24 protein-coding genes are annotated in these 25365 nt (G+C 59.3%); 11 read left to right on the top strand and 13 right to left on the bottom strand.

Translation table 11 applies throughout. From position 1 onward, the window contains the following. Positions 1 to 94: 94 nt before the first annotated feature. Entirely contained in the window at positions 95 to 967 is an 873-nt protein-coding gene (locus ABJ076_RS08670) for an EamA family transporter (RefSeq protein ID WP_348192116.1), read from the top strand. A gap of 9 nt (positions 968 to 976) precedes the next feature. On the opposite strand, the gene ABJ076_RS08665 is transcribed toward ABJ076_RS08670, so the two are convergent. From ABJ076_RS08665 to gluQRS, 4 genes are all read right to left on the bottom strand, one after another. Beyond that, positions 977 to 2104: a PrpF domain-containing protein gene (locus ABJ076_RS08665; RefSeq protein WP_348192118.1), complete on the bottom strand. Its 1128-nt coding sequence runs from the start codon at positions 2102 to 2104 to the stop codon at positions 977 to 979. 7 nt (positions 2105 to 2111) lie between these two features. Then, complete coding sequence (locus tag ABJ076_RS08660) at positions 2112 to 3356, bottom strand: PAS domain-containing sensor histidine kinase (RefSeq protein ID WP_348192121.1); 1245 nt, start codon at positions 3354 to 3356, stop codon at positions 2112 to 2114. 151 nt (positions 3357 to 3507) lie between these two features. Then, positions 3508 to 4365, bottom strand: coding sequence for a TauD/TfdA family dioxygenase (locus ABJ076_RS08655; RefSeq protein WP_348192124.1), 858 nt, complete (start codon positions 4363 to 4365; stop codon positions 3508 to 3510). 105 nt (positions 4366 to 4470) lie between these two features. Continuing rightward, complete coding sequence (gluQRS, locus tag ABJ076_RS08650; protein WP_348192127.1) at positions 4471 to 5439, bottom strand: tRNA glutamyl-Q(34) synthetase GluQRS; 969 nt, start codon at positions 5437 to 5439, stop codon at positions 4471 to 4473. A gap of 11 nt (positions 5440 to 5450) precedes the next feature. Between gluQRS and ABJ076_RS08645 the strand changes: the two genes are divergently transcribed. Both ABJ076_RS08645 and ABJ076_RS08640 read left to right on the top strand, forming a co-directional pair. Next, positions 5451 to 6104 carry a phospholipase gene (locus ABJ076_RS08645; RefSeq protein WP_348192130.1) on the top strand — a complete coding sequence of 218 codons (654 nt, stop codon included), beginning with the start codon at positions 5451 to 5453 and terminating at the stop codon, positions 6102 to 6104. Positions 6105 to 6343: 239 nt separating this feature from the next. Then, complete coding sequence (locus ABJ076_RS08640; RefSeq protein ID WP_348192132.1) at positions 6344 to 6937, top strand: HNH endonuclease; 594 nt, start codon at positions 6344 to 6346, stop codon at positions 6935 to 6937. 15 nt (positions 6938 to 6952) lie between these two features. Here the strand turns inward: ABJ076_RS08640 and chrA are convergent, their stop codons facing one another. The 3 genes from chrA to ABJ076_RS08625 are packed head-to-tail and all read right to left on the bottom strand — an operon-like array spanning position 6953 to position 9972. After that, complete coding sequence (chrA, locus tag ABJ076_RS08635) at positions 6953 to 8161, bottom strand: chromate efflux transporter (RefSeq protein ID WP_348192135.1); 1209 nt, start codon at positions 8159 to 8161, stop codon at positions 6953 to 6955. Positions 8162 to 8165: 4 nt separating this feature from the next. Beyond that, on the bottom strand, positions 8166 to 8732 hold the full coding sequence (locus ABJ076_RS08630; protein ID WP_348192138.1) for a disulfide bond formation protein B: 567 nt from the start codon (positions 8730 to 8732) through the stop codon (positions 8166 to 8168). 37 nt (positions 8733 to 8769) lie between these two features. Then, a complete protein-coding gene (locus tag ABJ076_RS08625) occupies positions 8770 to 9972 on the bottom strand; it encodes an MFS transporter (RefSeq protein WP_348192141.1) in 1203 nt (400 codons plus the stop codon). Positions 9973 to 10028: 56 nt separating this feature from the next. Between ABJ076_RS08625 and ABJ076_RS08620 the strand changes: the two genes are divergently transcribed. Then, positions 10029 to 10331, top strand: a complete 303-nt coding sequence (locus ABJ076_RS08620) for a hypothetical protein (RefSeq protein WP_348192143.1) — start codon at positions 10029 to 10031, stop codon at positions 10329 to 10331. Between the two features lie 70 nt (positions 10332 to 10401). On the opposite strand, the gene ABJ076_RS08615 is transcribed toward ABJ076_RS08620, so the two are convergent. Next, positions 10402 to 11439 (bottom strand): C45 family peptidase, encoded by a 1038-nt coding sequence (locus tag ABJ076_RS08615; protein ID WP_348192146.1) that lies wholly within the window; start codon positions 11437 to 11439, stop codon positions 10402 to 10404. 164 nt (positions 11440 to 11603) lie between these two features. Here ABJ076_RS08615 and ABJ076_RS08610 point away from each other — a divergent pair, with 164 nt between their 5' ends. Beyond that, positions 11604 to 12437, top strand: a complete 834-nt coding sequence (locus ABJ076_RS08610; RefSeq protein ID WP_348192149.1) for a DUF547 domain-containing protein — start codon at positions 11604 to 11606, stop codon at positions 12435 to 12437. Between the two features lie 4 nt (positions 12438 to 12441). Here ABJ076_RS08610 and ABJ076_RS08605 read toward each other — a convergent pair whose 3' ends face one another. The 3 genes from ABJ076_RS08605 to ABJ076_RS08595 are packed head-to-tail and all read right to left on the bottom strand — an operon-like array spanning position 12442 to position 15080. Then, positions 12442 to 13242 (bottom strand): ABC transporter permease, encoded by an 801-nt coding sequence (locus ABJ076_RS08605; RefSeq protein ID WP_348192151.1) that lies wholly within the window; start codon positions 13240 to 13242, stop codon positions 12442 to 12444. Further along, positions 13235 to 14002, bottom strand: a complete 768-nt coding sequence (locus ABJ076_RS08600; protein ID WP_348192154.1) for an ABC transporter ATP-binding protein — start codon at positions 14000 to 14002, stop codon at positions 13235 to 13237. The genes ABJ076_RS08605 and ABJ076_RS08600 overlap by 8 nt, the downstream gene beginning before the upstream one ends. A gap of 55 nt (positions 14003 to 14057) precedes the next feature. After that, positions 14058 to 15080, bottom strand: a complete 1023-nt coding sequence (locus ABJ076_RS08595) for an ABC transporter substrate-binding protein (RefSeq protein ID WP_348192157.1) — start codon at positions 15078 to 15080, stop codon at positions 14058 to 14060. Between the two features lie 180 nt (positions 15081 to 15260). Here ABJ076_RS08595 and ABJ076_RS08590 point away from each other — a divergent pair, with 180 nt between their 5' ends. The 3 genes from ABJ076_RS08590 to ABJ076_RS08580 all read left to right on the top strand — a co-directional run bounded on the left by ABJ076_RS08590 (position 15261) and on the right by ABJ076_RS08580 (position 19809). Beyond that, positions 15261 to 16898: a GMC family oxidoreductase N-terminal domain-containing protein gene (locus tag ABJ076_RS08590; RefSeq protein ID WP_348192160.1), complete on the top strand. Its 1638-nt coding sequence runs from the start codon at positions 15261 to 15263 to the stop codon at positions 16896 to 16898. Between the two features lie 191 nt (positions 16899 to 17089). Then, positions 17090 to 17326, top strand: coding sequence for a ribbon-helix-helix domain-containing protein (locus tag ABJ076_RS08585; RefSeq protein WP_323797403.1), 237 nt, complete (start codon positions 17090 to 17092; stop codon positions 17324 to 17326). A 65-nt stretch (positions 17327 to 17391) separates the two neighbouring features. Further along, on the top strand, positions 17392 to 19809 hold the full coding sequence (locus ABJ076_RS08580; RefSeq protein WP_348199305.1) for a hypothetical protein: 2418 nt from the start codon (positions 17392 to 17394) through the stop codon (positions 19807 to 19809). Positions 19810 to 19815: 6 nt separating this feature from the next. On the opposite strand, the gene ABJ076_RS08575 is transcribed toward ABJ076_RS08580, so the two are convergent. Next, on the bottom strand, positions 19816 to 20223 hold the full coding sequence (locus tag ABJ076_RS08575; protein WP_348192166.1) for a VOC family protein: 408 nt from the start codon (positions 20221 to 20223) through the stop codon (positions 19816 to 19818). Positions 20224 to 20395: 172 nt separating this feature from the next. On the opposite strand from ABJ076_RS08575, the gene ABJ076_RS08570 reads away from it, so the two are divergent. Then, the gene (locus ABJ076_RS08570) at positions 20396 to 21505 is read left to right on the top strand and encodes a crosslink repair DNA glycosylase YcaQ family protein (protein ID WP_348192184.1); all 1110 of its coding nucleotides are present in this window, start codon (positions 20396 to 20398) and stop codon (positions 21503 to 21505) included. Here ABJ076_RS08570 and ABJ076_RS08565 read toward each other — a convergent pair. Next, positions 21502 to 22419, bottom strand: a complete 918-nt coding sequence (locus ABJ076_RS08565; protein WP_348192169.1) for a LysR family transcriptional regulator — start codon at positions 22417 to 22419, stop codon at positions 21502 to 21504. The genes ABJ076_RS08570 and ABJ076_RS08565 overlap by 4 nt on opposite strands. 139 nt (positions 22420 to 22558) lie before the next feature. Between ABJ076_RS08565 and ABJ076_RS08560 the strand changes: the two genes are divergently transcribed. Together ABJ076_RS08560 and ABJ076_RS08555 are read left to right on the top strand one after the other, a co-directional pair. Next, positions 22559 to 23017, top strand: coding sequence for a (2Fe-2S)-binding protein (locus tag ABJ076_RS08560; protein WP_348192172.1), 459 nt, complete (start codon positions 22559 to 22561; stop codon positions 23015 to 23017). Between the two features lie 3 nt (positions 23018 to 23020). Then, entirely contained in the window at positions 23021 to 25228 is a 2208-nt protein-coding gene (locus ABJ076_RS08555; protein ID WP_348192175.1) for a xanthine dehydrogenase family protein molybdopterin-binding subunit, read from the top strand. The last annotated feature ends 137 nt before the right edge of the window (positions 25229 to 25365 follow it).

Raw genomic sequence — 25365 nt, 5'->3', positions numbered from 1 at the left:
ATGGGGCTACCTACGACGGAGAGTTTCCAGCAAAATCAGTATTCAGGCGCGGAACTTTAGACCCGTTGCCAATCCTTTGCAGCGGGCTTTCCGGATGTCTGAATACACGCCTCTACTTCTCGCGCTGTTCGCAGCGTTCCTGTTTGCCATCGGTGGGCAGTTGCAGAATCTCGGCGTGAAAACGGTCGACTCCCGAACGGGAGCTGCGATTTCAATCAGTGTCTCGGCCTTGATGTGCTGGTGCGCGGCGCCGTTCTTCATGGACTGGTCCGCATGGGCACATCCGGCAGTATTGATCTTTATGGCTGTCGGTATTTTCCGGCCGGCGCTGTCTGCGAATTTTTCGGTTGTCGGGATCCGCTATCTTGGCCCGACCCTGTCTTCCACTCTGTCGTCGACCTCACCACTGTTCGGTCTCGCCTTGGGTATTCTCGTCCTTGGGGAAGTACTGACCTGGCAGACTGCTCTCGGCACAGTCGGCATTGTTCTGGCAGTTGTCATGTTATCCCGCCGGGGGAAGATGGTAGAGGTTTCCTGGCCTGTCTGGGCGCTGTTGTTTCCGGTTGCCGCAGCCGCGATCCGGTCGGCGGCGCATGTGCTTTCCAAAGCCGGGATGGAGTACATTCCCGATCCCTATTTCGCCACGGTCGTCGGGTTTACCGTTTCGGCTGTGGTCGCGACAGGGGCCCGGTTTGTGAAGAAGGCCGATGTGCCTTTCAGTTGGAATGCACCGGGGCCGCGCTGGTTCGCGGTAGCAGGACTGACCTTTGGAACGGCGGTCGTTTGCCTCAATCAGGCGCTACTCATAGGGAAGGTCGTGACGGTCGTACCGATCATCGCTGCCTCGCCAATCTTCAGCATGATCCTGAGCCTGGTCGTCTTCCGGCGCGAAGTGCTGACGCTACGGATTGCCGTCGCGGTTCTGGTGGTCTGTTGTTCGGTGATCCTGATTGCTCTGAACCGCTAGGTTGGAGAGCTAGACAGGGACGGCCACTTCACCGTTCATCAGCAGGCGTGCGGTACGGATGACGGTCACTGATCGAACCGCGGGGCCATCGTTCACAGTTACGTCGGTGCCGACCGGTAGAATACCTGATGGATTGGCGAGCCGTACATCCCCGTCAGGCACTTTCGAGAGCGCTGCCGGGACCGTTCCGGACAGTCGGCAGGCGACGCCAGTGCACATGGCGCCGGTGAGGGGCAGCACTCGGTGTACGTTCTCCATGGAGAGCATCCGGACGGCCAGATCAGCCATCTCCGGATCGATCATGTTGCCGGCAAGGTCGCGGGCAGTTTGTGGTGCACCGACGATCGCGATCTTGGGGACAGCGGCGGGTGCCGATGCCTCGTTCTTTGCCAGCCCCATCATGATGGCAGCCTTGCGCCGAAGTTCTTCAAGCAGATCCATCAGGGCCCGGTCGGTTTCAAGATCCGCAATAATCTCGTTCGCGCTGCGGCCAACAGCCGCGGCATCAATAAAAACGCATGGATTCCCGATATCCATCAGAGTCGCATCGAAGGTGCGCCCGTCATCGCTTTTGATTTGGTCCGTCAGATTGCCCGTGGGAAGCAGGCTGCCGGTTCCGGCGCCTGCTGGGTCGAGGAATTCGAGTCGAATCGGTGCGCCAGTGCCGGCAACACCGGGGATGGTGAAAGCACCGGCCTCGGCTGCAAGGCCGTCCTCAACAATGAAATGAGCAATCAGGATTTTGTCGGTGTTGGTGTTGTAAACACGGACAGAGCGCTGGCCGTCGGCCAACCGAATCAGGCCGCGTTCCAGGGCGAAGGGCCCAACGGCGGAGGAAAGGTTTCCGCAGTTTGAGCTGTAATCGACCAGCGCATCGCCGACCGCGATCTGCCCGAAGGTGAAATCGAGATCAGCATCCCCCCGTTCGCTGGGCGAGATCACGGCTACTTTCGAAACTGATGAAACCCCGCCACCCATGCCGTTGAGCTGGCGCGCATAGGGATCGGGGCTGCCGATCACGGATAGAAACAGGGGATCCCAGAAGGATCGGTCCGGTGGGAGATCTTCAAATGAGAAGAAAACGCCCTTACTGGAGCCACCGCGGAAGAAGCAGGCAGGGATGCGGACGCTTGTCATTGTCCGCCTACCGTTCGTTTGCCGGAATAGTCGCTTTCGGAGGAAAGGAGAGAGTGACTGTGGTGCCCTCTCCGAGGGTGCTTGTGATGTCGATGGCGCCGCCCATCGCTTCTGTCAGCCGTTTCGATACATGGAGCCCGATGCCGAGCCCGCCAGCGGAGACATTGCGTTCGGTTTCCGATCGGACATAAAGATCGAATATATTTTCCAGAACTGCCGGGGCGATCCCCGTGCCGGTATCAGAAACCAGCACCCTCATGCCGGTGGCGTCCTTACTCAAGGCGATATTGATGGTGCCGCCGGAATCCGTGAACTTGATGGCGTTGCTGAGAAGGTTGAGCACTACCTGCCGCAACCTTTGCGGATCGACCGGGTGCGCGATCGGTCCATGTGGCATAAGAAGGCGCAGTTTAAGGCCTTGCGAGCGCGCCTTCGGCTCGATGACTGCCTGGCATTCTTCCAGGATCTCTTTGATGTTCGAGGGCTCCAGCTTGAGCCGGAGACTGTTATCCTCAATCAGCGACAGGTCGATCAACTCGTTGATCAGGTCAAGCAGATGCCGCGCGGATACTCCGATGGTCTGGACGTAGTCCGCATACTTTTCGTGCGGCAGTGGACCCAGGGTTTCATGTTGAATCATCTCGGAAAAACCGATGATTGCGTTCAATGGAGTCCGCAGCTCATGGCTCATGGTGCCGAGGAACCGGCTCTTGGCGACGTTCGCGGCCTCCGCTTCGTCCGCCGCTTCGGTGAGGGCTTTTTCGATTTCGACATGGCGGGAGCCGTCACGCATGCTTGCGGTAAACATCACGCCGACCGCAGTCGGTACCAGCATCATTGACAGCTCAACTGGAACCAGGGAGCCGTTGCGCTTGCGGGCAAAAACCTCGCGCCGCAGCGTCTGTGTCGGCTCCGCAGCCTGGGACAGAAAGGTCTGACGCACGGAACGATGTGCCGAACGGTCTGCATCGGGAAAGAGAATTTCCATCGGCTGGCCGATAAGCTCGGATGCGTTGTAATCGAGCAACTGGCTCAACAGCCGGTTTGCGCCGCGAATAATGCCCTCGGCATCGAAAACGACAAGGGCATCCGGCACTGCGTCGATCGGAATCGGCAGATCTGTTTGGCTCAAGCCGCCGCCATAGCCGGCGAAGGGCTGTTCTGAGTCCTCTTCCAATGCTCCTAGGCCCCGGAGGGTCGGATAAGGCAATGTGGTCGTTCCCGGATAGTTTACCTGAACAAAATCGGCCATGCCCTCCCCCATTCTGAGCATGGTGCCGACAGCTATTTTTTCGCCGCCACATCACAAGACTAAGTGTAATCGTGAGTTTGTGCTACATGATTTAGTGCCGGATTTAGTGAAATTTTATCTAGTTTGGAATGGTTTTACCTAAGTTGTTGCTTTATTGGAGCGGGCGGTCGCCAGCAAGTGTGATCCGGTGCATCAAACGTCTATATCCATGATAATCATTTACCGGATAATGCATCGCCGCACGGTTGTCCCAGAAGGCGACAGCACCCTCTGACCAGCGTAAACGGCAGGTGAATTCGGGCTGAATCTGGTGCTCGAACAAGAACTCTAGAATTGGTGTACTTTCCTCCTCGGTCATGCCTTCGAACCTGACCGTATGGGCGACATTGACGTAGAGTGCCTTTCGCCCTGTTTCGGGGTGCTTCCGGATCACTGGATGGCATGCTTCGAACTCGTCTCCGGTCAGCCCTGCTGAGGCGCGATCCATCATATGTGTTCGCGTTCTCTGCACCTTACGTTTGCCGGAAATGTTTATGGCTCTCAGATTGCCGAGTAGCGCTTTCATGCCATCGGACAGGCTTTCATACGCCAGATATTGGTTCGCGAAGAGCGTATCGCCGCCGAAAGGAGGCAGATCCTGGGCATAGAGCATTGTGCCCATCGGCGGGGTGTCCTGGTAGACTGTGTCCGAGTGCCAGACCCCACCGAAATTGTACTGATCGTCTTCCTTCTTCAGGATTGGTGTAATCTCGGGGAATTCATCCAACCCCTTTGCGAAGGGATAGATCAGTGGCTCGCCGAAGCGGCGTGCGAAACGGAGCTGCTGTTCCGGCGTCAAAGTCTGGCCCGGTAAGACGATCACCAGATGATCGAGCAGCGCCTTGCGGAGGGCGGCGACAGTCGCATCGCCAAGCTCCCGGGACGCATCAATGCCATGGATTTCCGCGCCCATGGCACCGGCTATCGGTCTGATATCGAATGTCTGCTCTGCCAGTCTGGACTGAGCCATCTCTTCCTCCCGTGTGATTATTTTTTTGCGTTACTGCAATTTAATCCCACGTCGATGGCTGGCGACAAGGCGCCGATTCAACCATTTGGAGGTTCCGAACATGCGTCAGTCGGAAGCCTGGTTTCGAGCCATGGCGCACACGTCCCCGGCGCTGTGTCCGGCCGCGCGTAAATCCCGGATGGCGATGGACTGCTCTCTCTTGGCGAGCCGCTTGCCATCTTCGTCTCGCACCAGTCCGTGATGCTGATAGTCGGGTGTGGGCAGGTCGAGCAGGGCCTGCAGCAGGCGGTGAATATGTGTCGCTTCCAGCAGGTCCTCGCCCCTCGTGACCAGAGTGATGCCCTGCAGTGCATCATCGAGTATCACCGCGAGATGGTAACTCGTCGGAATGTCCCGCCGGGCAAGCACCACGTCGCCGAACATCTCGGGACGGGCTTGTTGCGTGCCGCGCTGCCGGTCTGTCCAGTCAAGCGCGCCGGTCCGTTCAAGCGCGCGTTCCATCCGCAGCCGCAGCGTGAAGGGCGCGCCGGAGTCGAGGCGTCGGTTGCGCTCGGCTTCAGTAAGCAGCTTATCGGTGTCTGTGGGTGCCTCTGCCGGTGCGCCGTGCGGCGCCGAGAGTGTCTCGTTCAACTCTCGCCGTGACAGGAAGCAGCGATAGAGCAGTCCCATCTCTTCCAGCAGATCGACGGCTGCCCGGTAAAAATCGAAATGCTCCGACTGGCGGCGCACCGGTTCCGCCCAGGACAGACCGAGCCAGCGGAGATCGTCCAGATTTGTAGCTTCGTATTCCGCCCGGCAACGGGTGACGTCGATGTCCTCTATCCGCAACAGGAATGTGCCGCCGTCGCGCTCAGCCTGATCAGCCGCGAACAAGGCCGAGTATGCATGGCCGAGATGCAGATCGCCGGTCGGTGACGGCGCGAAACGGGTGACGGTGCCGGTCAGGGGCGGCGTGCCGTCGGAAAACAGCAGCGAAGAAAGCAGAGCGAAGCCTCCAAGCTTGGCGGAGCACGGTTCCTGATATAGGTAGCGTAGCAGGTGAGGGAGCGAAACCGGTCTCCCACGATAGAGCATGGGAGATGGAAATGACCGAACTTGATGGGCCGCGCATGGCGGCTGCGAGCGGAGAGACCCCGACGGCGCTCGTAGTGTTTTTGCATGGGCTTGGTGCTGACGGGAACGATCTGATCGGCCTCGCGCCGGTCTGGGCGCCGCATCTGCCGCATGTCGAGTTCGTCTCCCCGAATGCACCATACCCTTGCGACATGGCGCCATACGGCCGGCAATGGTTCAGTCTGCAAATCCGGACCGAGGAGGTCATGCTCCAAGGCGTGCAGCAGGCCGCGCCGATCCTTGAAGGTTTTCTGGCCGGTGAGTTGGGCCGTACAGGACTCGGCTGGGACCGTTTGGCGCTGGTCGGGTTCTCCCAGGGCACCATGACGTCCCTGCATGTGGCGCCCCGTCTGAAACAGGCTCCCGCCGGCGTGCTCGGTTATTCCGGCGCTCTCGTCGCGGGTGGATTGCTGGCTGAAGAAGCAGTTGGAAAACCGCCTGTTTCGTTGATCCATGGGGTGGCGGACGAGGTTGTGCCGCACGCGGCAATGCCGGCTGCCGAGGCGGCGTTGCAGGCTGTAGGTATCGAAGTCGAATCGTTGTCTCGTCCAGGGCTGGGCCATGGTATTGACGAAGAAGGGCTGGGCCGGGGGCTTGCCTTTCTGCAGCGTGTGCTACCTCAATAGCGGCAGACGGCAAGGCTTTCCCGCGATCCGGGAAGAGGCGGGTAAATTCTCCGGTGACAAGTTCGAAAAACCGTAACAATATATTGATATCAATTGGGTGCTCCTGGAGCATAAATCGTTGGAAACTGAGGTCGACGAGAAATGAACATCGTTATACCCCACAACATATTGTGGCCGGGCTTAGCGCGCCCCCGCCAGTTTCCTAGTCGGTAATCCCTCGACAGGACGGAGAGAAACGCGTGAACGCCCTATCAGCTGCTCATCCCTCTCCGGCCCTTGTCTTGAATGCTGATTTCAGACCGCTCAGCTACTTTCCTCTGTCTCTCTGGTCCTGGCAGGATGTCGTCAAGGCGGTCTTCCTGGACCGGGTCAATATTCTCTCCGAATACGATCACGTGGTGCACTCACCGAGCTTTGAGATGAAGCTGCCAAGCGTGATCGCATTGAAAGAGTTCGTTCCCCAGTCCAGGCGTCCGGCCTTCACCCGGTTCAATGTGTTTTTAAGGGATCGTTTCAGCTGTCAATACTGTGACACCCGCTTTCCGACCCAGGAACTGACCTTCGATCATGTGATCCCGCGTTCGCGCGGTGGCCGTACCAGTTGGGAAAACGTCGTGACCGCCTGCGGCGCTTGCAATCTGCATAAGGGCAACAAGATGCCGACGTCGCGCGGCTACATGCCTATCGTGAAGCCGGTGCAGCCATCGACCTATATGCTGCAGGAGAACGGTCGAGCCTTCCCGCCCAACTATCTGCATGAAAGCTGGCGCGATTATCTCTATTGGGATAGCGAGCTGGAGCAGGATGAGTTCGAAACCCATCCGGGCTTCTGATCATCGTTCCGGGATCTAGGTGAGCCAGCCCACAAGCGCTCCGAGCAGCACGACCAGCCACGGCGGCAGCTTCCAGCCTGCCAGGGCGAGATAGGCTGCGGCAACCAGGGCGAAGTCCGCCGGAGACGTTACGGCACCGATGAAAACCGGATCGTAAAGCGCCGCCAGGATTAGGCCGACGACCGCGGCATTGACGCCGCAGAGGGCTGCGTGCGCCTTGCTGTTACCTCTCAGTTTCGCCCAGAAGGGAAGGGCGGCGGGGACCAGCAGGAAGCTGGAGAAGAAGATTGCAAGCAGCGCTGCTCCGGCATAGGCGATCTCGCTGCCTGGCGGGGCGATGACGGCGCCGAGATAGGCAGCAAAAGTGAAGAGCGGTCCCGGCACGGCCTGGGCCATGCCGTATCCCGCCAGAAACGCATCATTGCCGATAATACCCGTCGGTACGATCTCCGCCTGCAGCATCGGCAGCACTATGTGACCACCGCCGAAAACAAGCGCGCCGACCCGGTAGAAAATGTCGGTTAGCTGGATAAGTGTGTGGCCGGACTGGGCGGCCAGCAGCGGCAGTCCAATCAGCAATGCAGCGAACAGAGCGAAGAGCAGCAGCGCTGTCTTTGTGCCTATCCCCGGCTTCATGGGGGCGCCGGCCGGTGAGACATCACCAGGTTTCAGCAACAGCAGTCCGGCAATGGCTCCGATAAGAATCACCAGCAACTGGCCATAGGCGGGTGCCGCCATGAGCATGAACGTGGCCGCGCAGACGGCGAGGGTCGCGCGCGGCGCATCGGGGCAGAGGGAACGTCCCATTTGTAATGCGGCCTGGGCCACCACGGCGACTGCGACCAGTTTCAAACCATGCAGCCAACCTTGGCCTTCTGCCCCGCCTACGACGTTGACGCCATAAGCAAAAGCAACCAGAAGAGCTGCTGAAGGCAAGGTGAAGCCGATCCATGCGGCCAGCGCGCCGGGAATTCCGCCGCGCAACAAGCCGATGGCAAAGCCAACCTGGCTGCTGGCAGGCCCAGGCAGAAACTGGCAGAGCGCCACAAGTTCTGAATAGGTGCCGTCGTCGAACCATTTGCGGCGCTCGACGAACTCGCTGCGAAAATAGCCGATATGAGCGACCGGTCCACCGAAGCTGCTGCAGCCAAGTTTGAGAAAAATCAGCAGGATTTCGAACCAGGAGAGCCGGTCGGACGCATGCTCTCTTGGTTGCATGTTCATGCTGTCAAACCCGGCGGGGCAGGCTGAGAGCGATGGCAAGGACGCCTGCGAGTGTGGAAAGCAGGAAGTTGTAACCGGCCATCGAAATGCCGAGCATTTCCCAGGCAATGTCCGTGCAGCGGACGACCGGCTGATTCATGAGCTGCGCTTTCAGCGCTTCCAGATTGTCCGGAGCCGAGGTCGCGCCGCATTCGGCTGTGCCTTCCCACCAGAGCTGCTCTACACCAACATGGAAGAGGCCGATTCCTGCGCTGGTAAGGAGTGCCAAGCCACCTAGAATACAAAGCCATCGTGAGACTTTCGGGGCCCGCTTAACGAAAGCGAGGGCCAGTAGTCCGAGAACAATAGCGGCGGCGTGCGGGTAACGCTGATACAGGCAGAGCACGCAGGGGGCGAGGCCACCGATATACTGGAAAGCGAACGCACCGCCGAGCATGGATGAGGCGAATGCGGAAAGCCCGGCGGGAACCAGCCATTCGGGGAAGTGTCCGATAAAGGGTCTCGTAGTCCCGGTGTCCATGGCCACATTCCCGGCTGTTCGGCGGATGGTCTCGTCGGTTCTATCGCTCATGCGGGTGAGGTCAAGTCCTGTCAGCGCTATCTTATGGTTACGCTGTTTTCCCTGCTCTCATGGCCGCCCGCAGGTAGCAGAAGAAGCCGATGATCGACGTGCCCACGACCACTTCGAGGGCGAAGTCGTAGCCGCCGATTTCCCACAACAGAGAGCCGAGGAACGGGGCGGCGGCGAAGCAGGCGAGATAGGGCAGCGCCATGGCACCGGAGATGGATCCGAAATTCGTCTCGCCCATTATTTCTCGGGTGACGACCGGTTTCATGATGCTCGTCAGCCCGTAGCCGCTGCCTTGCAGGAAGACAAACCCAACCAGCAGAATCGGTAAGGCTCCGGCCCCGATCAGCAAGATGCAGGCAATGGCGACGGCTATGAAGCAGTAGCACATGGCGATGAAGTTGGAGACGAAGCGCTCGACACTCATCATCACGACCCGGCCGAGCACCTGCATCGGACCGATCATCGACGCGGCTGCAACGGCAATCGCGGCGTCGACACCCCGTTCTTTCAACAAAGGCAGCAGGTGGTTAATAACCACGCCGTGAGAAATCGCCATCAGAGAGAACCCGATAGCAAGCAGCCAGAAGGTCGGGTTGGCGAGGAAGGCGGACTTCTTCGGCGTGGGGCTGTCGTGATCCCCGGGCGTCGCGGCCTGGGCGGGTACATGGATTGTCCGGGTCCGCTCCAGCTCGCGCGCACCCAGGATCATCAACGGCAGTGCGACGAGGCAGACGGCCGCGCCTGCGACCTGAACCGCGAGGTGCCAGTCAGCGAAGCCGACCAACGCATGTGCGGTGGGGAACGAGACCGTTCCGGCGAACCCGGCCATCAGAGTGATCAAGGTTATGCCGCGTTTTGCAGAAACGCCCCGCGTTCGGGTGACCAGCATAAAGCAGGGCTCGTAGAGGCAGGCTGACATGGCCATCCCGAGACCGCACCAGACAGCATAGAACACGGGCAGGCTGTCGACGAGGGAAAGCAAGGAAATCAGGATGCCGCCGATCAGGGTTCCGCCGCTGAGAACCGTTGCCCCATGTCCCCGGTCAACCAGATTGCCGACGATGGGAGAGCAGAGTGCGCTCATGGCTATCGAGGCGGTGAAGGCACCGGTCAGCTCTGTCTTCGACCAGCCGAGATCGGCTTCCCAATGCACCAGCAGGGCGGGGAAAATGTAGTAGAGACCGGCCCAGACAATGGTTTCCGCAATGGCGAGCAGAGCTATGGGTTTGTCTAGGCGCATTTGGCTACCGGTTTTCCTTGGTGTGGCTTTTTGTCAGGAGACGGTATGATCGTTGGATGGATGGTTTTAAGTATTTTGAACTCATTCGTTTGAGCGACGACTTAGTCTATCAATTCGACTTTCAAGAAAAGTCGGATGGCGTATTCGGCTATAAACGCCGTGATCAAGACCTTTGGATTACCCACCAAGTTGATCTGGGGTGGGTAGCGTTTGATCAGGAGAGTAATGCCATATTGGGGAAGCCCTGGGAAACGCTTCCTGGTGATCAATCTCTTTCTCATCCGCCAGAGGGGATCTGGGTCAGTCGGAAAGGCTCTAAATCCTATGTTTATGAACTCAGGTATCTGAAATCTAAATAACAAACGGGAAACAAGCGGCTGCACGAAGAGGGTTGTTTTCCTCAGCGTGTTAACATTCTGCCATCAGTCTTCACTTCTTCGGGGTTGGGTTAGTGACGATTGTACCGGAAGCGACCGGATTGCGGTCCGGTCCGTGATGCACCGCCCAATCAATTCCAGCCGCACCAAATGTGCATGAGAAGGTCGCGAGGGTGTAGCTATCGCTCGCATCGTGTTCACCACGGCACAGGATCGGGAATTCTTGGACCGTGCGGTCGAACAGGATTGTCAGGGCATCCCGCTCTCCGGCGAGCAGCATTTCGTCTGCACGGGCTTGCCGCAGCCGGGAAGAATCTGAAATGGTCTGGTCGATGCCGGTGAATGCGGGGCGGACCAGATGGTTGGCGTGAGCATGTGGCTCTGTCACTTCCAGAGAGACCATCCCGCTTGCCGGTGCCTCGGCTGAAATCATCCGCCCGGCGCCGTCCGCGAAATTGTGGTGGAAGCCGGAGGCCCGGTCGTCTCGCCCGACGATTTCCAGCACCTGTTCAAGGGTCGTGGCGGAGAGTGCGGCACGGGTGATGACGTGCCGGGGAACGCCCACTGTCAGGTCGTGTGGGCGGATATTGTTGATGGTCTGGACAATGCCCGCCGCGTTCCAGCCAAAGGCGTGCCCCGGGAGCATTCCAGGATAACAGAAGGCGGAAAAGGCGAGACTGTCTTCCGGCTGGAAATGGGCAATGAAACCCTGCCCTGCCAGTTCCGGAGCGCCGTCCTCGTTATGGGCGAGAGCGGCTGGTCGCTCGCCTTCCGGGGGCAGCATCAAACTGGTGCAGGCATCCTCGTCACTGCGTATCAGGTCCCGGAGATCGCCCCGGCAGTTCCAGAGGAAGACTTTATCGAAAGGTTGACCGGCACCGTCCGCGATGCCCTCGATTTCCCGAATGATTTGCGGATAGGCTTTGCGGGCAGCAGCTTCCAGGCCCTTGAGGCGATCCGATCCGAGCCATTGTTCCAGTGCACGGAATTGCGGTGTGGAGAAGGACGCGTTCGCGACTGCCTCCGCCGCTTGTTTCCCGAGGCCGTAGCCGAGGTCGTAAGGAGAGCCGCTGAGGGTGATCTGGTCCATTGCGATCGTCTTCTCGTTTTATGGTTTCTTGTGCTTCACGCTGGACGCCCTACAGCAATGTGAAGAAGGGTGGGGGCTGCGGATATTGCCGCAGAGGAATACCATACGCACATTGCCATTTGAAACCAGCGGCGCTGATCGAGAACGATAAACGGACCCGAGGCATGAATCTTCTGACGCGAATAGCTGTGATGCTTATCGCCTTGACGACTTGGACCATGCTGGCCGGGGCGGCGCCGAAAGCCGCGCTCTGGGATATCTGGGAGGCGCATGATCCGGGCAGCACTATCGTTCTGGACCATATGGCGTGGGACCGTTTCCTTGAACATCACGTCCGGCCGGGAAGTGACGGCATAAACCGGGTTGCCTATGACGAGGTCACTGCGGCTGATCGGAAGGCCCTAGACGGATATATCGACGCCCTTGCGGCCATGCCGGTGCGTTCCTTCTCACGGGCCGAACAGCAGGCATTCTGGGTCAATCTCTACAACGCGCTGACGGTTCGCGTCGTGCTGGAGCATTATCCGGTCGCTTCGATCCGTGACATCGACATCTCACCCGGCTTTTTTGCGGACGGGCCATGGGGGAAGAAGCTGGTCACAGTAGAAAGCGAAGAGCTCTCGCTCGACGATATCGAGCACCGCATCCTGCGCCCCATCTGGCGCGATCCTCGTATCCATTACGCCGTGAACTGCGCGTCTCTCGGCTGTCCGAATTTGCAGCCACGTTCTATGACGGCTGAGAATGCGGAGGCTTTCCTTGAGGATGCGGCACGTGCCTTCATAAACCATCCGCGTGGTGCCCGGATCGAGCATGGCGACCTGCGGGTATCCAGCATTTACGACTGGTTCGAAGCGGACTTCGGTGGTGACGATGCAGGTGTGATCGCGCACCTCCGGGAGTATGCGAATGGCGAACTCGCGGTTGGCTTGTCCGATGTCTCGCGGATCGCCGGGGATGATTACGACTGGCGCCTAAACAGTACGCGGGCGCCTTGAGGTTTCAGACCCGCCAGCGCAGCAGTGCTTTTTCTGTCCGGCCGATGATCCATGAGACCGTAAGGCCGATTGTCGAGAGAATGGCGACTCCGGCGATGAGCTGGTCCATTGCCATCAAGCTTCCGGCCATCAGGATATAGGCGCCCACGCCAAACTCCGCGCCGATCATTTCGGCGGCAACGAGCAGAACGATGGCGATGGCGGCGGAGATCCGGAAGCCCGGCAGGATCGCGGGCAGGGCGCCCGGTAGAATGATCTTGCGGACGATCGAGAACCAGGACAGGCCGAAGGATTGGCCCATGCGGATCAGCCCCCGGTCCACATTGTCGACCCCGCCATAGGTCGCGACCACCGTCGGGAAAAAGGTGCCGAACAGGATGGTGGCAACCTTCGAGCCTTCACCGATGCCGAACCATATGATGAAAAGCGGTAGCAGCGCGATTTTCGGGATGGGGAAGATCGCGGCGACCAGTGGCACCAGTCCAGCCCGGGCGAGGGAGAACAGTCCGATCGCGAAGCCGACCGTGATGCCCAGAATGGTTCCCGCCGTCCAACCGATCACCAGACGCGAGAGCGAGGCGCCGAGATGCTTCCAGAGCATGCCACTCTCGAACAGTTCCATGAAAGCCGTTGCCGCTTCGCTTGGCGCGGGCAGGACCAGCGGGTGGATGATCCCGGTCCTGCATCCGGTCTCCCAGACCGTGATCAGGATAACCATGACTGCAAGTCCGAACAGGACACGGGGGCGTGGGCTGAAACCGCCACCACGGAAGGGAACAGATTGTGACACGCGAGGCTCAGTCATCGATCAGCTCCATGTCGGCGGCCGCAGCTTCGTCGCGGATCAGGGACCAGAGTTGTTCCTGCTTAGAGGCCAACTCACCCACACGCGCTGCGCGCTCGGCAAGCGGCATGTCTATGGATACGGTCTCCCGAATGCGTCCGGGACGGCGGGACAGCACGACGATCTTGTGCCCGAGACGGACAGCCTCGTTCAGATTATGGGTGACATAAACGGCCGTGAAAGGCGTCTTCGACCAGAGGCCGACGAGATCGTCCATCAAAAGCTCACGGGTCTGGCTGTCCAGAGCGGAAAGTGGCTCGTCCATCAGCAGGACCGCGGGGCGAACGGCGAGGGCACGGGCGATAGCGACGCGCTGCTTCATGCCGCCGGAAAGTTGGCGAGGCAGGGCGGCCTTGAAATCGGAGAGCTTGGTGCGCGCCAGCACGTCATCAATGATCGCATCGGTCTCAGCCTTGCCGAGTCCATGATCTTCCAGCACCAGAGAGACGTTTCCGGCAACGCTGCGCCAGGGCAACAGGGCGAAATCCTGAAAGATATAGGTCAGCGGGTTGAGGCTGTCGGCGGGTGGGGCGCCATGCTCCAGAACCGCGCCTTCATCCGGGCGTTCCAGCCCGCCGATCAGGCGCAGCAGGGTCGACTTTCCGCAGCCGGATGGGCCGACGATACAGACGATCTCACCGGCAGGAATTTCAAGGTCGATATCGCTTAGAACCGGCATGCCGCCATAGCGGTGGTTGATGCCGTTCAGTGTCAGCTGCATGAGAAGGCTCGCGGGTTTCGGAAGGGCCCGGCTTCAAAAGCCGGGCCCATAAGGGTCAGTAGGTTTCGACGAACTGAGTATCGACCAGTGTGTCGATGGAGATGTCCTTGCCGACCAGACCTTCGCTCTGGAACCAGGCGAGCTGCTTCTTCACGTTCGTCAGGTTCAGCTTGAGGTCCGGTTGCAGCCTCATGGCGCCGTTCTTGATCGACGGCGCGGCTTTCTCGTAAGGCCGGCTGGTATAGACATATTTGTGGATGAGCTTGGTCATCTCTTCGATGGCCGCATCGCCTTTGGATTTATCGACCATGACAGTGTTGAAATCGGCGGCGCCCTTGGCGTAGGCCGCGACGAACTTTTTCACCAGATCCGGACGCTCGGCAGCGTTTTTCGCCGATGTGAAGGCTGTGGTCACCTGATAGTCGTCATATGCGTTGATCCAGCCGATGATCTTCGCGGCGCCGCCCTTTTGCAGTGGCTTGGCGATATGCGGCACGATGATCATTGCGTCCACTTGACCGGACTTCAGCGCGCCGATGATGGCGCCGACCTTTTGCAGCGGCTTCAGGGAAACCTTCGAGACATCGAAGCCTTCCTTCGCTGCGACCTGGGAAGCCATGTAGTGAAAGGAGGAGCCTGTCTGGGTAATCCCGAGGCTGTGGCCCGCGAGCTTGTCCGGGCTGGTCATGCCAGCTTCATAAGCCGCCGTTCCGGCAAGGATTGCGGAACCGTCGATGCCCTTTTCTTCCTGCAACACGCCGCCGATCACTTTGACTGCGCCCTTATCGGCGAGGTTGACGAGACCGCCCGTGATCGAGGTAACGCCGAAATCGACGTCGCCGGAGGCTATTGCCACCGCCATCGGCTGGGCCGCCTGGAAGTATTTGAACTCGACCTCGAGCCCCTGTTCGGCGAAATAGCCTTTCTCGAAGGCGACAAAGCCGCCCGAGTGTGAGGTGAAGCGGAGCGCGCCCAAGGTGATTTTGTCGGCGGCTGCGGCCGTTCCGATGGTTCCGGCGATGATGCCTAATGCCGTAAGGCCCGCCATCACGGCACGGCGCGTGAAGAGATGCTTCATCTCTGATCCTCCCGAGTTTCTTATGAAGTGCAGTATAAAACCGCTAGATGACACGGGCCTTCTCTTAATTGGTTAGAGCCCTTGAGGAAACCAAATTGCGCAACCGCTTCGGCTTGAGCAATGATAGGGCCAATAAACAAATTCCTAGAAACGCCCTTCCCATCCTTGGAAACGCCTTCAATGACCAGCTTTGATTATGTGATCGTCGGCGCCGGCTCCGCCGGATGCGTACTCGCGAACCGTCTCAGTGCGGATCCATCCGTCACCGTATGCCTGCTTGAGGCCGGACCGCCGGACTATCATCCGATGATCCACATCCCTGCCGGTTTCATGAAGACCCTGGTCGATCCGTCCGTGAACTGGCTTTACGAGAGTGAGCCGAGTTATTGGACCGGTGGCCGCTCGATCGCGGCGCCGCGCGGCAAGACCCTGGGCGGCTCCAGTTCCATCAACGGGCATATCTATAATCGCGGCCAGCGTCTGGATTTCGATAGTTGGGCCCAGCGCGGTAATCGGGGCTGGGGGTATGCCGACGTGCTGCCATACTTCAAACGGACTGAACATCGCATAGGAGAGGGCGAGGATACGTTCCGCGGCCGTGAGGGGAATATGGCAGTCACTGATATCGACTGGCAGCACCCGCTCTGTGATGCTTTCATCAAGGGCGCCGAGAGCATCGGCATCCCGTACAACAAGGACTATAACGGCAAGATCCAGGAAGGCGTTTCCTACGCCCAGCGGACAATCCACGGCGGTCGCCGGATTAGCACGGCGCGCGGTTATCTGCGTCCAGCGATGAAACGCAAGAATCTGACCGTGCGGACCAATGCACATGCGACGAAGATCCTGTTTGATGGCAAGAGCGCCAACGGTATCCGCTATTCCGAAGGCGGCCGGCACGGGATAGAGACGGAGGTTTTTGCCCGGCGCGAGGTGATCCTGTCCGGTGGTGCGGTGAATTCACCGCAACTGCTGCAACTCTCCGGCGTCGGCGATCCGGAGCTGCTGCGCGGGCTCGGGATCGAGGTGCTGCATGCGCTCGCCGGTGTTGGCGAGAATCTGCGGGACCATTACGCCCCACGCTTTACCGCCCGGGTGAAAAACTCGAACAGCATCAACGAACTGGCTCGCGGGCCGCGACTCTGGGGAGAGGTGTTCAAGTATTTTACCGGACAGAAGAGTATTCTCGGTCTCAGCCCTACTTTGGTCTATTGCTTCTGGCACTCGAACGCGGCGGCACGAAACAGCGATCTGCAGTTCACCTTTACACCGGCCAGCTACAAGCACGGCGTGCAGTCCAAACTGGACGATCTGCCCGGCATGACCATCGCCTCCTGGCAGCAACGGCCGGAGAGCATTGGTTATATCCGGGCCCGCAATGCGGATCCATTCGAAGCACCTGTAATCCAGCCGAATTATCTGGCGGACGAGACCGACCGGCAGGTGCTGCTTTCCGGCATGAAGCTTGGCAGGCGTCTGTTGCAGACGGAGCCGTTGCAGCCTTACTTCGACGGCGAGCTGTATCCAGGCCCGAGCGTGCAGAGCGACGATGAGCTGCTGGCGGCGGCCCGTGAACGAGGAACTACGACTTTTCACCTTATGGGCACTTGCCGGATGGGTCCGGACAGTGATGCGACATCCGTGGTTGACGATCAGCTGCGCGTTAAGGGAATAGGGGGGCTCAGGGTTGTCGATGCGTCAATTATGCCGACCATGCCCTCGGCGAACCTGAATGCCTCGGCCATGATGATCGGGGAGAAAGCTGCGGATCTGATCCTTGGTAATCCATCAGCAGAATCGGTAGCCCTTAATGATTGAAGTAATAAAGTAAATCATTCTAATGGTTGTTTTTTCCGAAATTGCGGGCTTTTTCGGGATTGGATGTTAAACAAGAATTAATAAGTTCCATGTTTTTCTTAGTTTCCGGATCATTCGGATTGTTGAATGCGTACAACTTGTCTTAGTATTCACGGGAATTAACCATGGCGTTGGATTTTAACGGGGGCAGCATGAGCTCTTCAAAATCACGCAAGAATGTTTATGCGGGGCATCGGACCTCCATCATCCTGGAAGAGGACTTCTGGGATGCGTTGGAGGAGTGCGCGCATGACCGTGAATTGTGTATTGATTCCATCGTCACCGATGCCGAGAAGGCATTCCCGGAGATGAGCCGGACCGCTGCTGTCCGGATGTTCCTGCTGGAGCATTTCCGCACCAAGGCGGAAGATACCGACCCCATTCACTAACCTGCCTCGTGCCGGGATGATCGTGTTGTGGCGCTCTGCGCCAGACCCGTTATCATTGCGGCATGATGATTTCTCCTCTCCTGGCTGACGCCAAATCCGCTCATCATGCGGGTGATCTCGAACGTGCGATCGCGGGTTACCGTGCCGTTCTTGATGACGGGCCGGACGCGGCGACGAGCAACCTGCTCGCCATCGCGCTGGACGGGAGCGGCCGCGCTGACGAAGCGGAGGTCGTGCTTGCCCAGACCCATGAAATGGAACCGGGCCTGCCTGAACCCGCAATCAATCTTGCCCGCCTCAGATTGCGGCGTGGCGCTGCTGACGATGCCCTTCCGCCTCTTCGGTGTGCAGGGGGAGCGGGTAGCACAGAAGCGCTGATTCTCCTTTTTGAGGTTGCGTATGCTGCGGGCTTGCACGGCGACGTCTTGAGCAGCGGGCGCCAACTTGCAGCGACTGGCAACTTGCAGGTCGAACAGGCGGAACGGCTCGGCGAGATCTCATTCAGAATCGGAGCTAAGGATGCTTCGTCGATCCTGGAAAATGCCTCCCGGCGTTTTCCGGAGTCGGCCCGCCTGCATCTTCTGATGGCGCATCATCTCGGCCAGCAGGGCGCGTATGCTCCAGCGGTAGCGGTATTCCGGCGTAGCCAGTGCCTCTTCCCGGCCGATCTCGATGCGGTTTTCAATGCCGCACGTATTCTCGACCTGGTGGGGGAGAATAAAACCGCTAGCCGTGAATGCGGACGTGCACTTGTGATCGCTCCCGGCTGGCCTAAGGCACATGCCGCCTTCGCCCTTGCCCGTTTCGCCGGGGGAGAGAAAGATGCTGCCATTGCGGGCCACAGGTGCGCATTGCTGCTTGATCCAGCGGACGCGATGGAGTGGAACGACCGGGGGGTGATGCTCAAGGAGGTGGGCACAGTAGATGGTGCTGATCTTGCCTATGGGCGGGCGCGGGTGATCTCCCCCGAATTGCTTCCTGCGATTAAAAACCACGCGGCACTTCTGTTCGATATGACAGACATGGAGGCCGCTGCCGACGCCTTTGATCATGCGCTCCGTATTGCCCCGGATGATGCCGGTCTCGCGATGAAGCGGGCGATGACCTTCCCGACCATTGTGCGGTCCGAAGCTGAAATCGATGCCATACGGGCGGATATTGAGCATCGGATGCAGGCGATCAAATGCTCCGGCTTGGCGATCGCGGACCCCTTGAAGGAGGTCGGCCGGCCGAACTTCTATCTTGCTTACCACGGTCGCAATGACCGCGACCTGCAGTCCCTGATCGCGGAGACTTATCTCACGCTCTGCCCCGCGCTCGGTTTCGTTGCGCCGCACTGCCGGACACCGAAGCCTCGTTCCGGCGGCAAATTGCGCATCGGCTTCCTGTCGAAATTTTTCTACGACCACTCGGTAAAGTTCATCAGCGAAGGCATCATCCGCAATCTCGATCCCGCGCTTTTCGAGGTGCACCTGATCAGCACCATGGTGGAAGAGGATGTCGACATTTTTCCGCCAGGCCAGGGGCCGGCTGTTTACACTCGGATCGAGGAAGATCTATTTCAGGCACAGCAGGATATCGCGGCACTGGAGCTGGATATTCTGGTCTTCGGCGATATCGGGATGGAGCCGCTCAGTTACTATCTCGGTTTCGCGCGGTTTGCCCCGGTGCAATGTGTCATGCAGGGGCATCCGGTGACGACGGGCCTGCCGCATATGGACTATTTCGTCTGCAGCGCATTGCAGGAAATCGATGGCGCGGAAGCGCATTACACGGAAATGCCAATCCGGGTGAAGGATATCCCGCTCTGCTATCCGGAACTGCCTGAGGTCGCGGACAAGCCGCTTTCAGCCTTCGGCCTGCCGCAGGACCGGACGCTCTATTTCTGTCCGCAGACCCTGTTCAAGTTCCATCCGGACTTCGATGCCATCCTGAAAGGCATTCTGGAAGGCGATCCGAATGGCATACTTGTGTTGCTGAAGGACCGGCAGGAAACCCGAAACCGGCAGCTTGAAGAGCGTTTGTCAGAGACCCTTGGCGCGCTGACGAAGCGCATCCATTGGGTCGGGCGGATGCCAAAACTTGATTATTATGCTTTGCTGAAGAACAGTGCGGTGATGCTGGACACCACTCATTTTTGCGGTGGGAACACAACCATTCAGGCGCTTGGCCTCGGCATACCGCCGGTCACCCTGCCGGCTGACTATGTCCGCGGCAGAATGACGGTCGGGTGGCTGAAAGCGATCGACGTGACGGAGATGGTCGCAGATACGGCAGAGGACTATGTTCGCATCACGCTGGCCTGTGGCACTGACCCGGCATGGCGGGCGGAAGTTGTCGCCAAGATCGAGGCCCGAAAACACGAGCTGTTCGAAAACCAAGCCTGTGTTCAAGAACTGGAAGCGTTCTTTCCCGCAGCCTATGCTGCGGCTCTGCGGGGAGAGCGGCTGCGTTGGATCTCCGGTCGTCATGTCCCCCTTTGATCCTGGCTACCTGCCATCATAATCTGTCAGGTCTGCTTCTTCGCCCGGAGCGAAATCGATGTGGATGTGGTTCCCATCGTGATCGTGGATATTCACCTGCTGGATACCCATTTCCGGCAGCACGCCGCAACGATAGGCGACTTTCTGCTCCCGTAAATGGGCAAGAAACGTGGCGAGGCCTTCCGCCGAGATCGCGAAATGCTCAAGCTGAGCGTCCGGACGATACGGAGCCGGCGCGTCCTTGACACCGACCAGGTGCACCATTGCAGCGCCGTTGGCATAGAGCCATGCGCCGGGAAACGGGAAAGGGGGCCGGTCGCCTGTATGCATATCCAGCACACGGCCATACCAGGCAACCATATCGTCGAGGTTTTTCGTTCGGATATTAACATGATCGAGTTTTTTCAGTGCCATGGGCTTTCCTTTTTGTTCACATTATGTTCCGATTTGGCAGATCAATTCGAAAGCAGCCTAATTCATGGTCAATGTCATACCCAACCGCGACTCGCGGCGCCTTTTTCTCTTTTTACACGCGCTGTCGGAGCCTCCTGGTCGGCGGTTCCGGCGGAAGGACCTGCCAGAATTGGTGCATCGTATCGGCTTTGTACAGGTGGACAGTATCCGCACTGTGGAAAGGGCACATCATCATATCCTGTTTTCCAGAACGACCGCGTACAAGCCGGAATGGTTGCATCATCATATCGAGCGGGAACGCACCCTGTTCGAGAACTGGACGCATGATGCCTCGGTGATTCCGGTCGAGTTCTATCGCTACTGGAAGCCGAAATTCGCCCGGACGCGGGACCGGTTGATGAGCCGGGACTGGTGGCGCGAACGGCTTGGCGAGGATTACGAGGAAACCTGCTCCCGCATTTGCGCGCACATCGTCGAGAACGGCCCGGTCCGTTCCCGTGATCTGACGGTTGGGGAAAGCCATCATGACGGGAGCGACGCGAACATGGCCTGGTGGGGCTGGAAGCCGTCGAAATCCGCGCTTGAGCATCTCTGGCGCACGGGGGAGCTGGCTGTCTCCGCGCGCGAAGGCTTTCAGAAAGTCTACGATATCGCCTCCAATGTTGTGCCGGCGGAGCATTTCGAGCCGGTGGTGCATGAGGCGGAGTTCATCGACTGGGCCTGCCGCTCTGCTCTTGAGCGGCTTGGTTTCGCAACACCGGGGGAGCTGGCCGCCTATTGGGACGCGATCTCTCCGGCGGAGGCAAAAGTCTGGGCCGAACGGCAAACCGCCGATGTGGCTATCCCGGTTGAGGTAGAGAATGCGGACGGATCCTTGCGTCAGCATCTGGCCCGGCCCGACATGCTCGATCTGATCGCCGCCGCCCCGGTCCCGCCTGGCCGTATTCGTTTTCTCAGCCCGTTCGATCCGGCGCTGCGTGACCGAAAGCGCCTGCAACGACTGTTCGGTTATGATTACCGGATCGAGGTCTTCGTGCCCGAGGCGCAGCGGAAATATGGTTATTACGTGTTCCCGATGTTGGAAGGGGACAAGCTGGTTGGCCGGGTCGACATGAAAGCCGACCGGCCCGCAGGCGTGCTGCGGGTGCGCAAGCACTGGCTTGAAGCGCGGTTAAGTCTCACCACCCAGCGCAAGGCCAGGATGGAGGCGGAGCTGGTCCGATGGTTGAAATATCTCGGTCTGGAACGGGCGGAAGGAGACGGGTTCGAGGTTGCCCTTTAGCCGATCGTGGGATTTTCCCGGCGCCTCAGAACTGTTTTTGCCGTGTCGATGAAGGCGCGCAGTTTCGGGTTATTTCCAGCGCGTTCCGGGAAGTAGAGGAAGAGGCCGGTCTCCTCGACAGACGCTTCTGGGAGCAGCTCGACAAGTCTGCCATCCGCCAGTTCTTCCTCAATCCATGGCTCGAAAATATAGATGATGCCGAGTCCTTCGAGCGCGAAATCAAGGCCGATCGTCAGGTCATTCAGAACGAGGTTGCCGTTTGAAGGGACGCGCACTTCACCGGTGCCGGATTCCAGCTCCCAGTCATACACGCGGCCTGAGGAATTTCGATATGACATGCAATTGTGGTTCTCGAGTTCTTCAATCGATGCCGGCTTGCCGTATCTTTCGATATAGGAAGGTGAGGCCGCTACGATGGTCCGGAAGGGCGGCTTAAGCCGGAAGACCTTCATATCCTGCTCAATGGAGCCGCCGAGCCGGATGCCTGCATCGAATCCTTCGGCGACGATATCCACCAGTCTTTTGTCGACGGCTATCTCGACCCTCAGTTCGGGATAACGCGGGAGCATCTCCTTGACGACCGGTGTTACCACCATGGGAACGAAGGGACGCGCGACTGTCAGGCGTAATAGCCCGGAAACTTTCCCTTGAGCCGATTTCAGCCGCTCCAGCGCTTCGTCAATGCCTGAAATGGAAGGGCCGGTGGTATCGACGAGCAATTGCCCCCAGTCCGTCAGCGAGACACTACGGGTGGTTCGGGCGAAGAGCGGGAGGCCGAGCCGGTCCTCGACAAAACGCACCGAATGGCTCACCGCCGAAGCACTCATGCCGAGCTCTTTGGCGGCGGCCGCGAAACCTCCCCGTCGCGCAACGGCAAGGATGACGGGAAGATGAGGGAAGATATCTCTCTGCATTGCTGAATAATATTGCACAATACATGCAGTTCAAGGGCGGGTGTCCTTTTTTGCTGCGGCACCCATCTCTATTCCAACAGCGACGAAAGCGGCGCGGTGATGCGTCAGTGAACTTTCGCGCATGTGGGAGAGCTGAAAAATGATCACACTTAATCTGAACGGCATCGAGCATCAACTCGATGCTGACGCGGATATGCCATTGCTATGGGCGATCCGAGACCATGCCGGTTTGACCGGAACGAAATTCGGCTGCGGGTTGGCGCAATGCGGGGCTTGCACCGTACATGTCGACGGGGTGCCGGCGCGTTCCTGCCAGACTTTCCTCGGCGATATCGAGGGCGCGAAGATTACCACCATCGAGGGCGTTACAGGCAAGGTCGCCGAGACCGTGCAGACGGTCTGGGCGGAACTGGACGTGCCGCAATGCGGCTACTGCCAGTCCGGGCAGATCATGTCCGCTGCTGCCTTGCTGGCGGAGACGCCGAAGCCGACGGATGACGATATCGACGCGGCGATGAGCGGGAACCTTTGCCGTTGCGCCACCTACCAACGCATTCGTGCCGCGATCCATGTCGCCGCCGACCGTCTGGAGGCCTGATCGATGCTGGTCCATGAACTCAATGTACTTGCCGAACGCGTGAAGGCCGAACCGGTCTCTCGTCGAGGCTTCCTGCTATCCGCCGCGGCCACCTCGGCAGGGCTCGCTATCGGCTATCGCCCACTGGAGGGTCTCGCGGCAACTGAACCGTCCAAACAGGGCGGCGATCTTGCGGCCTATATCTCGATTTCCGAAGACGACAGTGTCACCATCTATTCCTCGCAGTTCGACATGGGGCAGGGCTCCTATCACGGCGTTGCAACGCTGGTTCTTGAGGAGCTTGGGGCGGACTGGGCGCAGGTGAAGGTCGAGGGCGCTTCAGGCAATGTTGCCCACTATGGCAATATCATGTGGGGCGGTCAGTTCCAGGGCTCCGGCGGGTCTACCTCGATGGCATCTTCCTGGCACCGCTATCGCAAGGCCGGTGCCGCCGCACGGATGATGCTGGTCGAGGCTGCCGTGCAGGAATGGAATGTTCCGGCCTCCGAGATCACTGTCGGCAAGGGTGTCATTGCCCATGCCGGTTCGGGCAAGTCCTCCGGTTTCGGAGCTTTCGCGAAAGCCGCCGCAAACCTGACGATCCCGGACACAATCGCACTGAAAGACCCGTCCGAATGGACCGAGATCGGCAATCCGGATCTGAAGCGGTTCGACCGGGTCGGCAAGACCAGAGGCGTACAGGACTTCACCATCGATGTGAAACTGCCCGGCATGTTGACGGCCGTGATGATCCATCCGCCGAAATTCGGCGCGACGGTTGTCAGCTTTGATGCTGATGAGGCCAAGGCATTGAAGGGCGTTACCGACGTGGTGGCCATCGACCGGGGCGTTGCGGTGGTGGCGACAGATATGTGGTCCGCCCTTAAGGGGCGCGATCTTGTCACCGTCACATGGGATGAGAGCAAGGCGGAGACGCGTGGTTCGGCTGAAATCATGACCGAATATCACGCTCTGGCTACAAAGGCTCCGACGGCGGTTGCCCGGACGGACGGGGATCCGGAGGCGGCGCTGTCCACTGCCGCAAAGGTACTGGAGGCGACCTACGAGTTCCCGTATCTCGCCCATGCCGCCATGGAGCCGCTGAATGCGGTGGTGCGCATGAATGCGGATGGTGGTCTGGAAATCTGGGGCGGTCACCAGTTGCCGGACCTCTATCGTCAGATAGCCGCCAAAGTGGCGGGTCTGCCGCCGGAAAATGTCCGCATGAATATCATGAAGACAGGCGGCGGCTTTGGCCGGCGTGGGACACCGGATGCTGATGTGATCCTTGAAGCGGTCAGTATCGGTAAGGCGATTGGCTGGAAGGCGCCTGTTAAGGTGCAGTGGACACGAGAGAACGATACGCGCGGCGGACGTTACCGTCCGGCCTATGTCCACCGTCTGCGTGCCGGGATCGATGCGGACGGCAAGCTGGTCGCCTGGGACAACCATATTGTCGGCCAGTCGATTGCCGCCAATACTTCGTTCACCGGACTGATCAAGGATGGCATCGATGCCACCTCGGTCGAAGGCTCCTCCACCCTGCCATATGCTATTCCTAACCTTTCTGTTGGGCTGACTTCCACGGATGTGCAGGTACCGGTGCTCTGGTGGCGCGCGGTGGGCTCGACCCACACGGCCTATGCCACCGAAGTCTTCCTCGACGAGGTGATTGCCGAGACCGGTGCCGATCAGGTGCAGTTCCGGCTGGACCTGTTGAAGGATCATCCGCGCCACGCGGGCGTTCTGAAGTTGGCGGCCGAAAAGGCTGACTGGGGCAGGCCGCTGCCGGAAGGTCATCACTGGGGCGTCGCCGTGCATGAGAGCTTCCAGTCCTACGTTGCCGAGCTGGCCGAGGTTTCGGTCGAGGATGGAGAGGTGATCGTGCACCGGGTCGTCGCTGCCGTTGATGTCGGCACGCCGATCAATCCGGACGTGATCAAGGCGCAGGTCGAAGGCGGTGTCGGCTTCGGGCTCGGCTCGGTGCTTCAGGAAGAACTGACGTTGACGGATGGCGTGGTGGACCAAGGAAATTACGATACCTATCTGCCGCTCCGGATCGAGCGGATGCCGCAGGTCGAGGTGCATATCGTGCCAAGCACCGAATCTCCGACCGGTATTGGCGAGCCCGGTGTTCCGCCGATTGGTCCGGCCGTCAGTAACGCTGTTTTTCGGGCGACGGGGCAGCGGGTGCGGACCTTGCCGTTTGAGAAGGGCTTCAAGTCAGCCTGATTGGATACCTCAACTGAATAAAGAAAACCGCCGTCCGGCAAAGGGCGGCGGTTTTTCATGCTTCTTTTATTGCCATCCCGGCTCGACGTCCGTGATGACGGGTGTGGCGGTTTCGTTGGATCATGCTACCGTTTTCC

Source organism: Nisaea sp., assembly GCF_039990255.1.
Lineage (GTDB): Bacteria > Pseudomonadota > Alphaproteobacteria > Thalassobaculales > Thalassobaculaceae > Nisaea.
The sequence above is the reverse complement of the archived record's forward strand: the minus strand, read 5'-3'. Positions and strand labels throughout refer to the sequence as shown.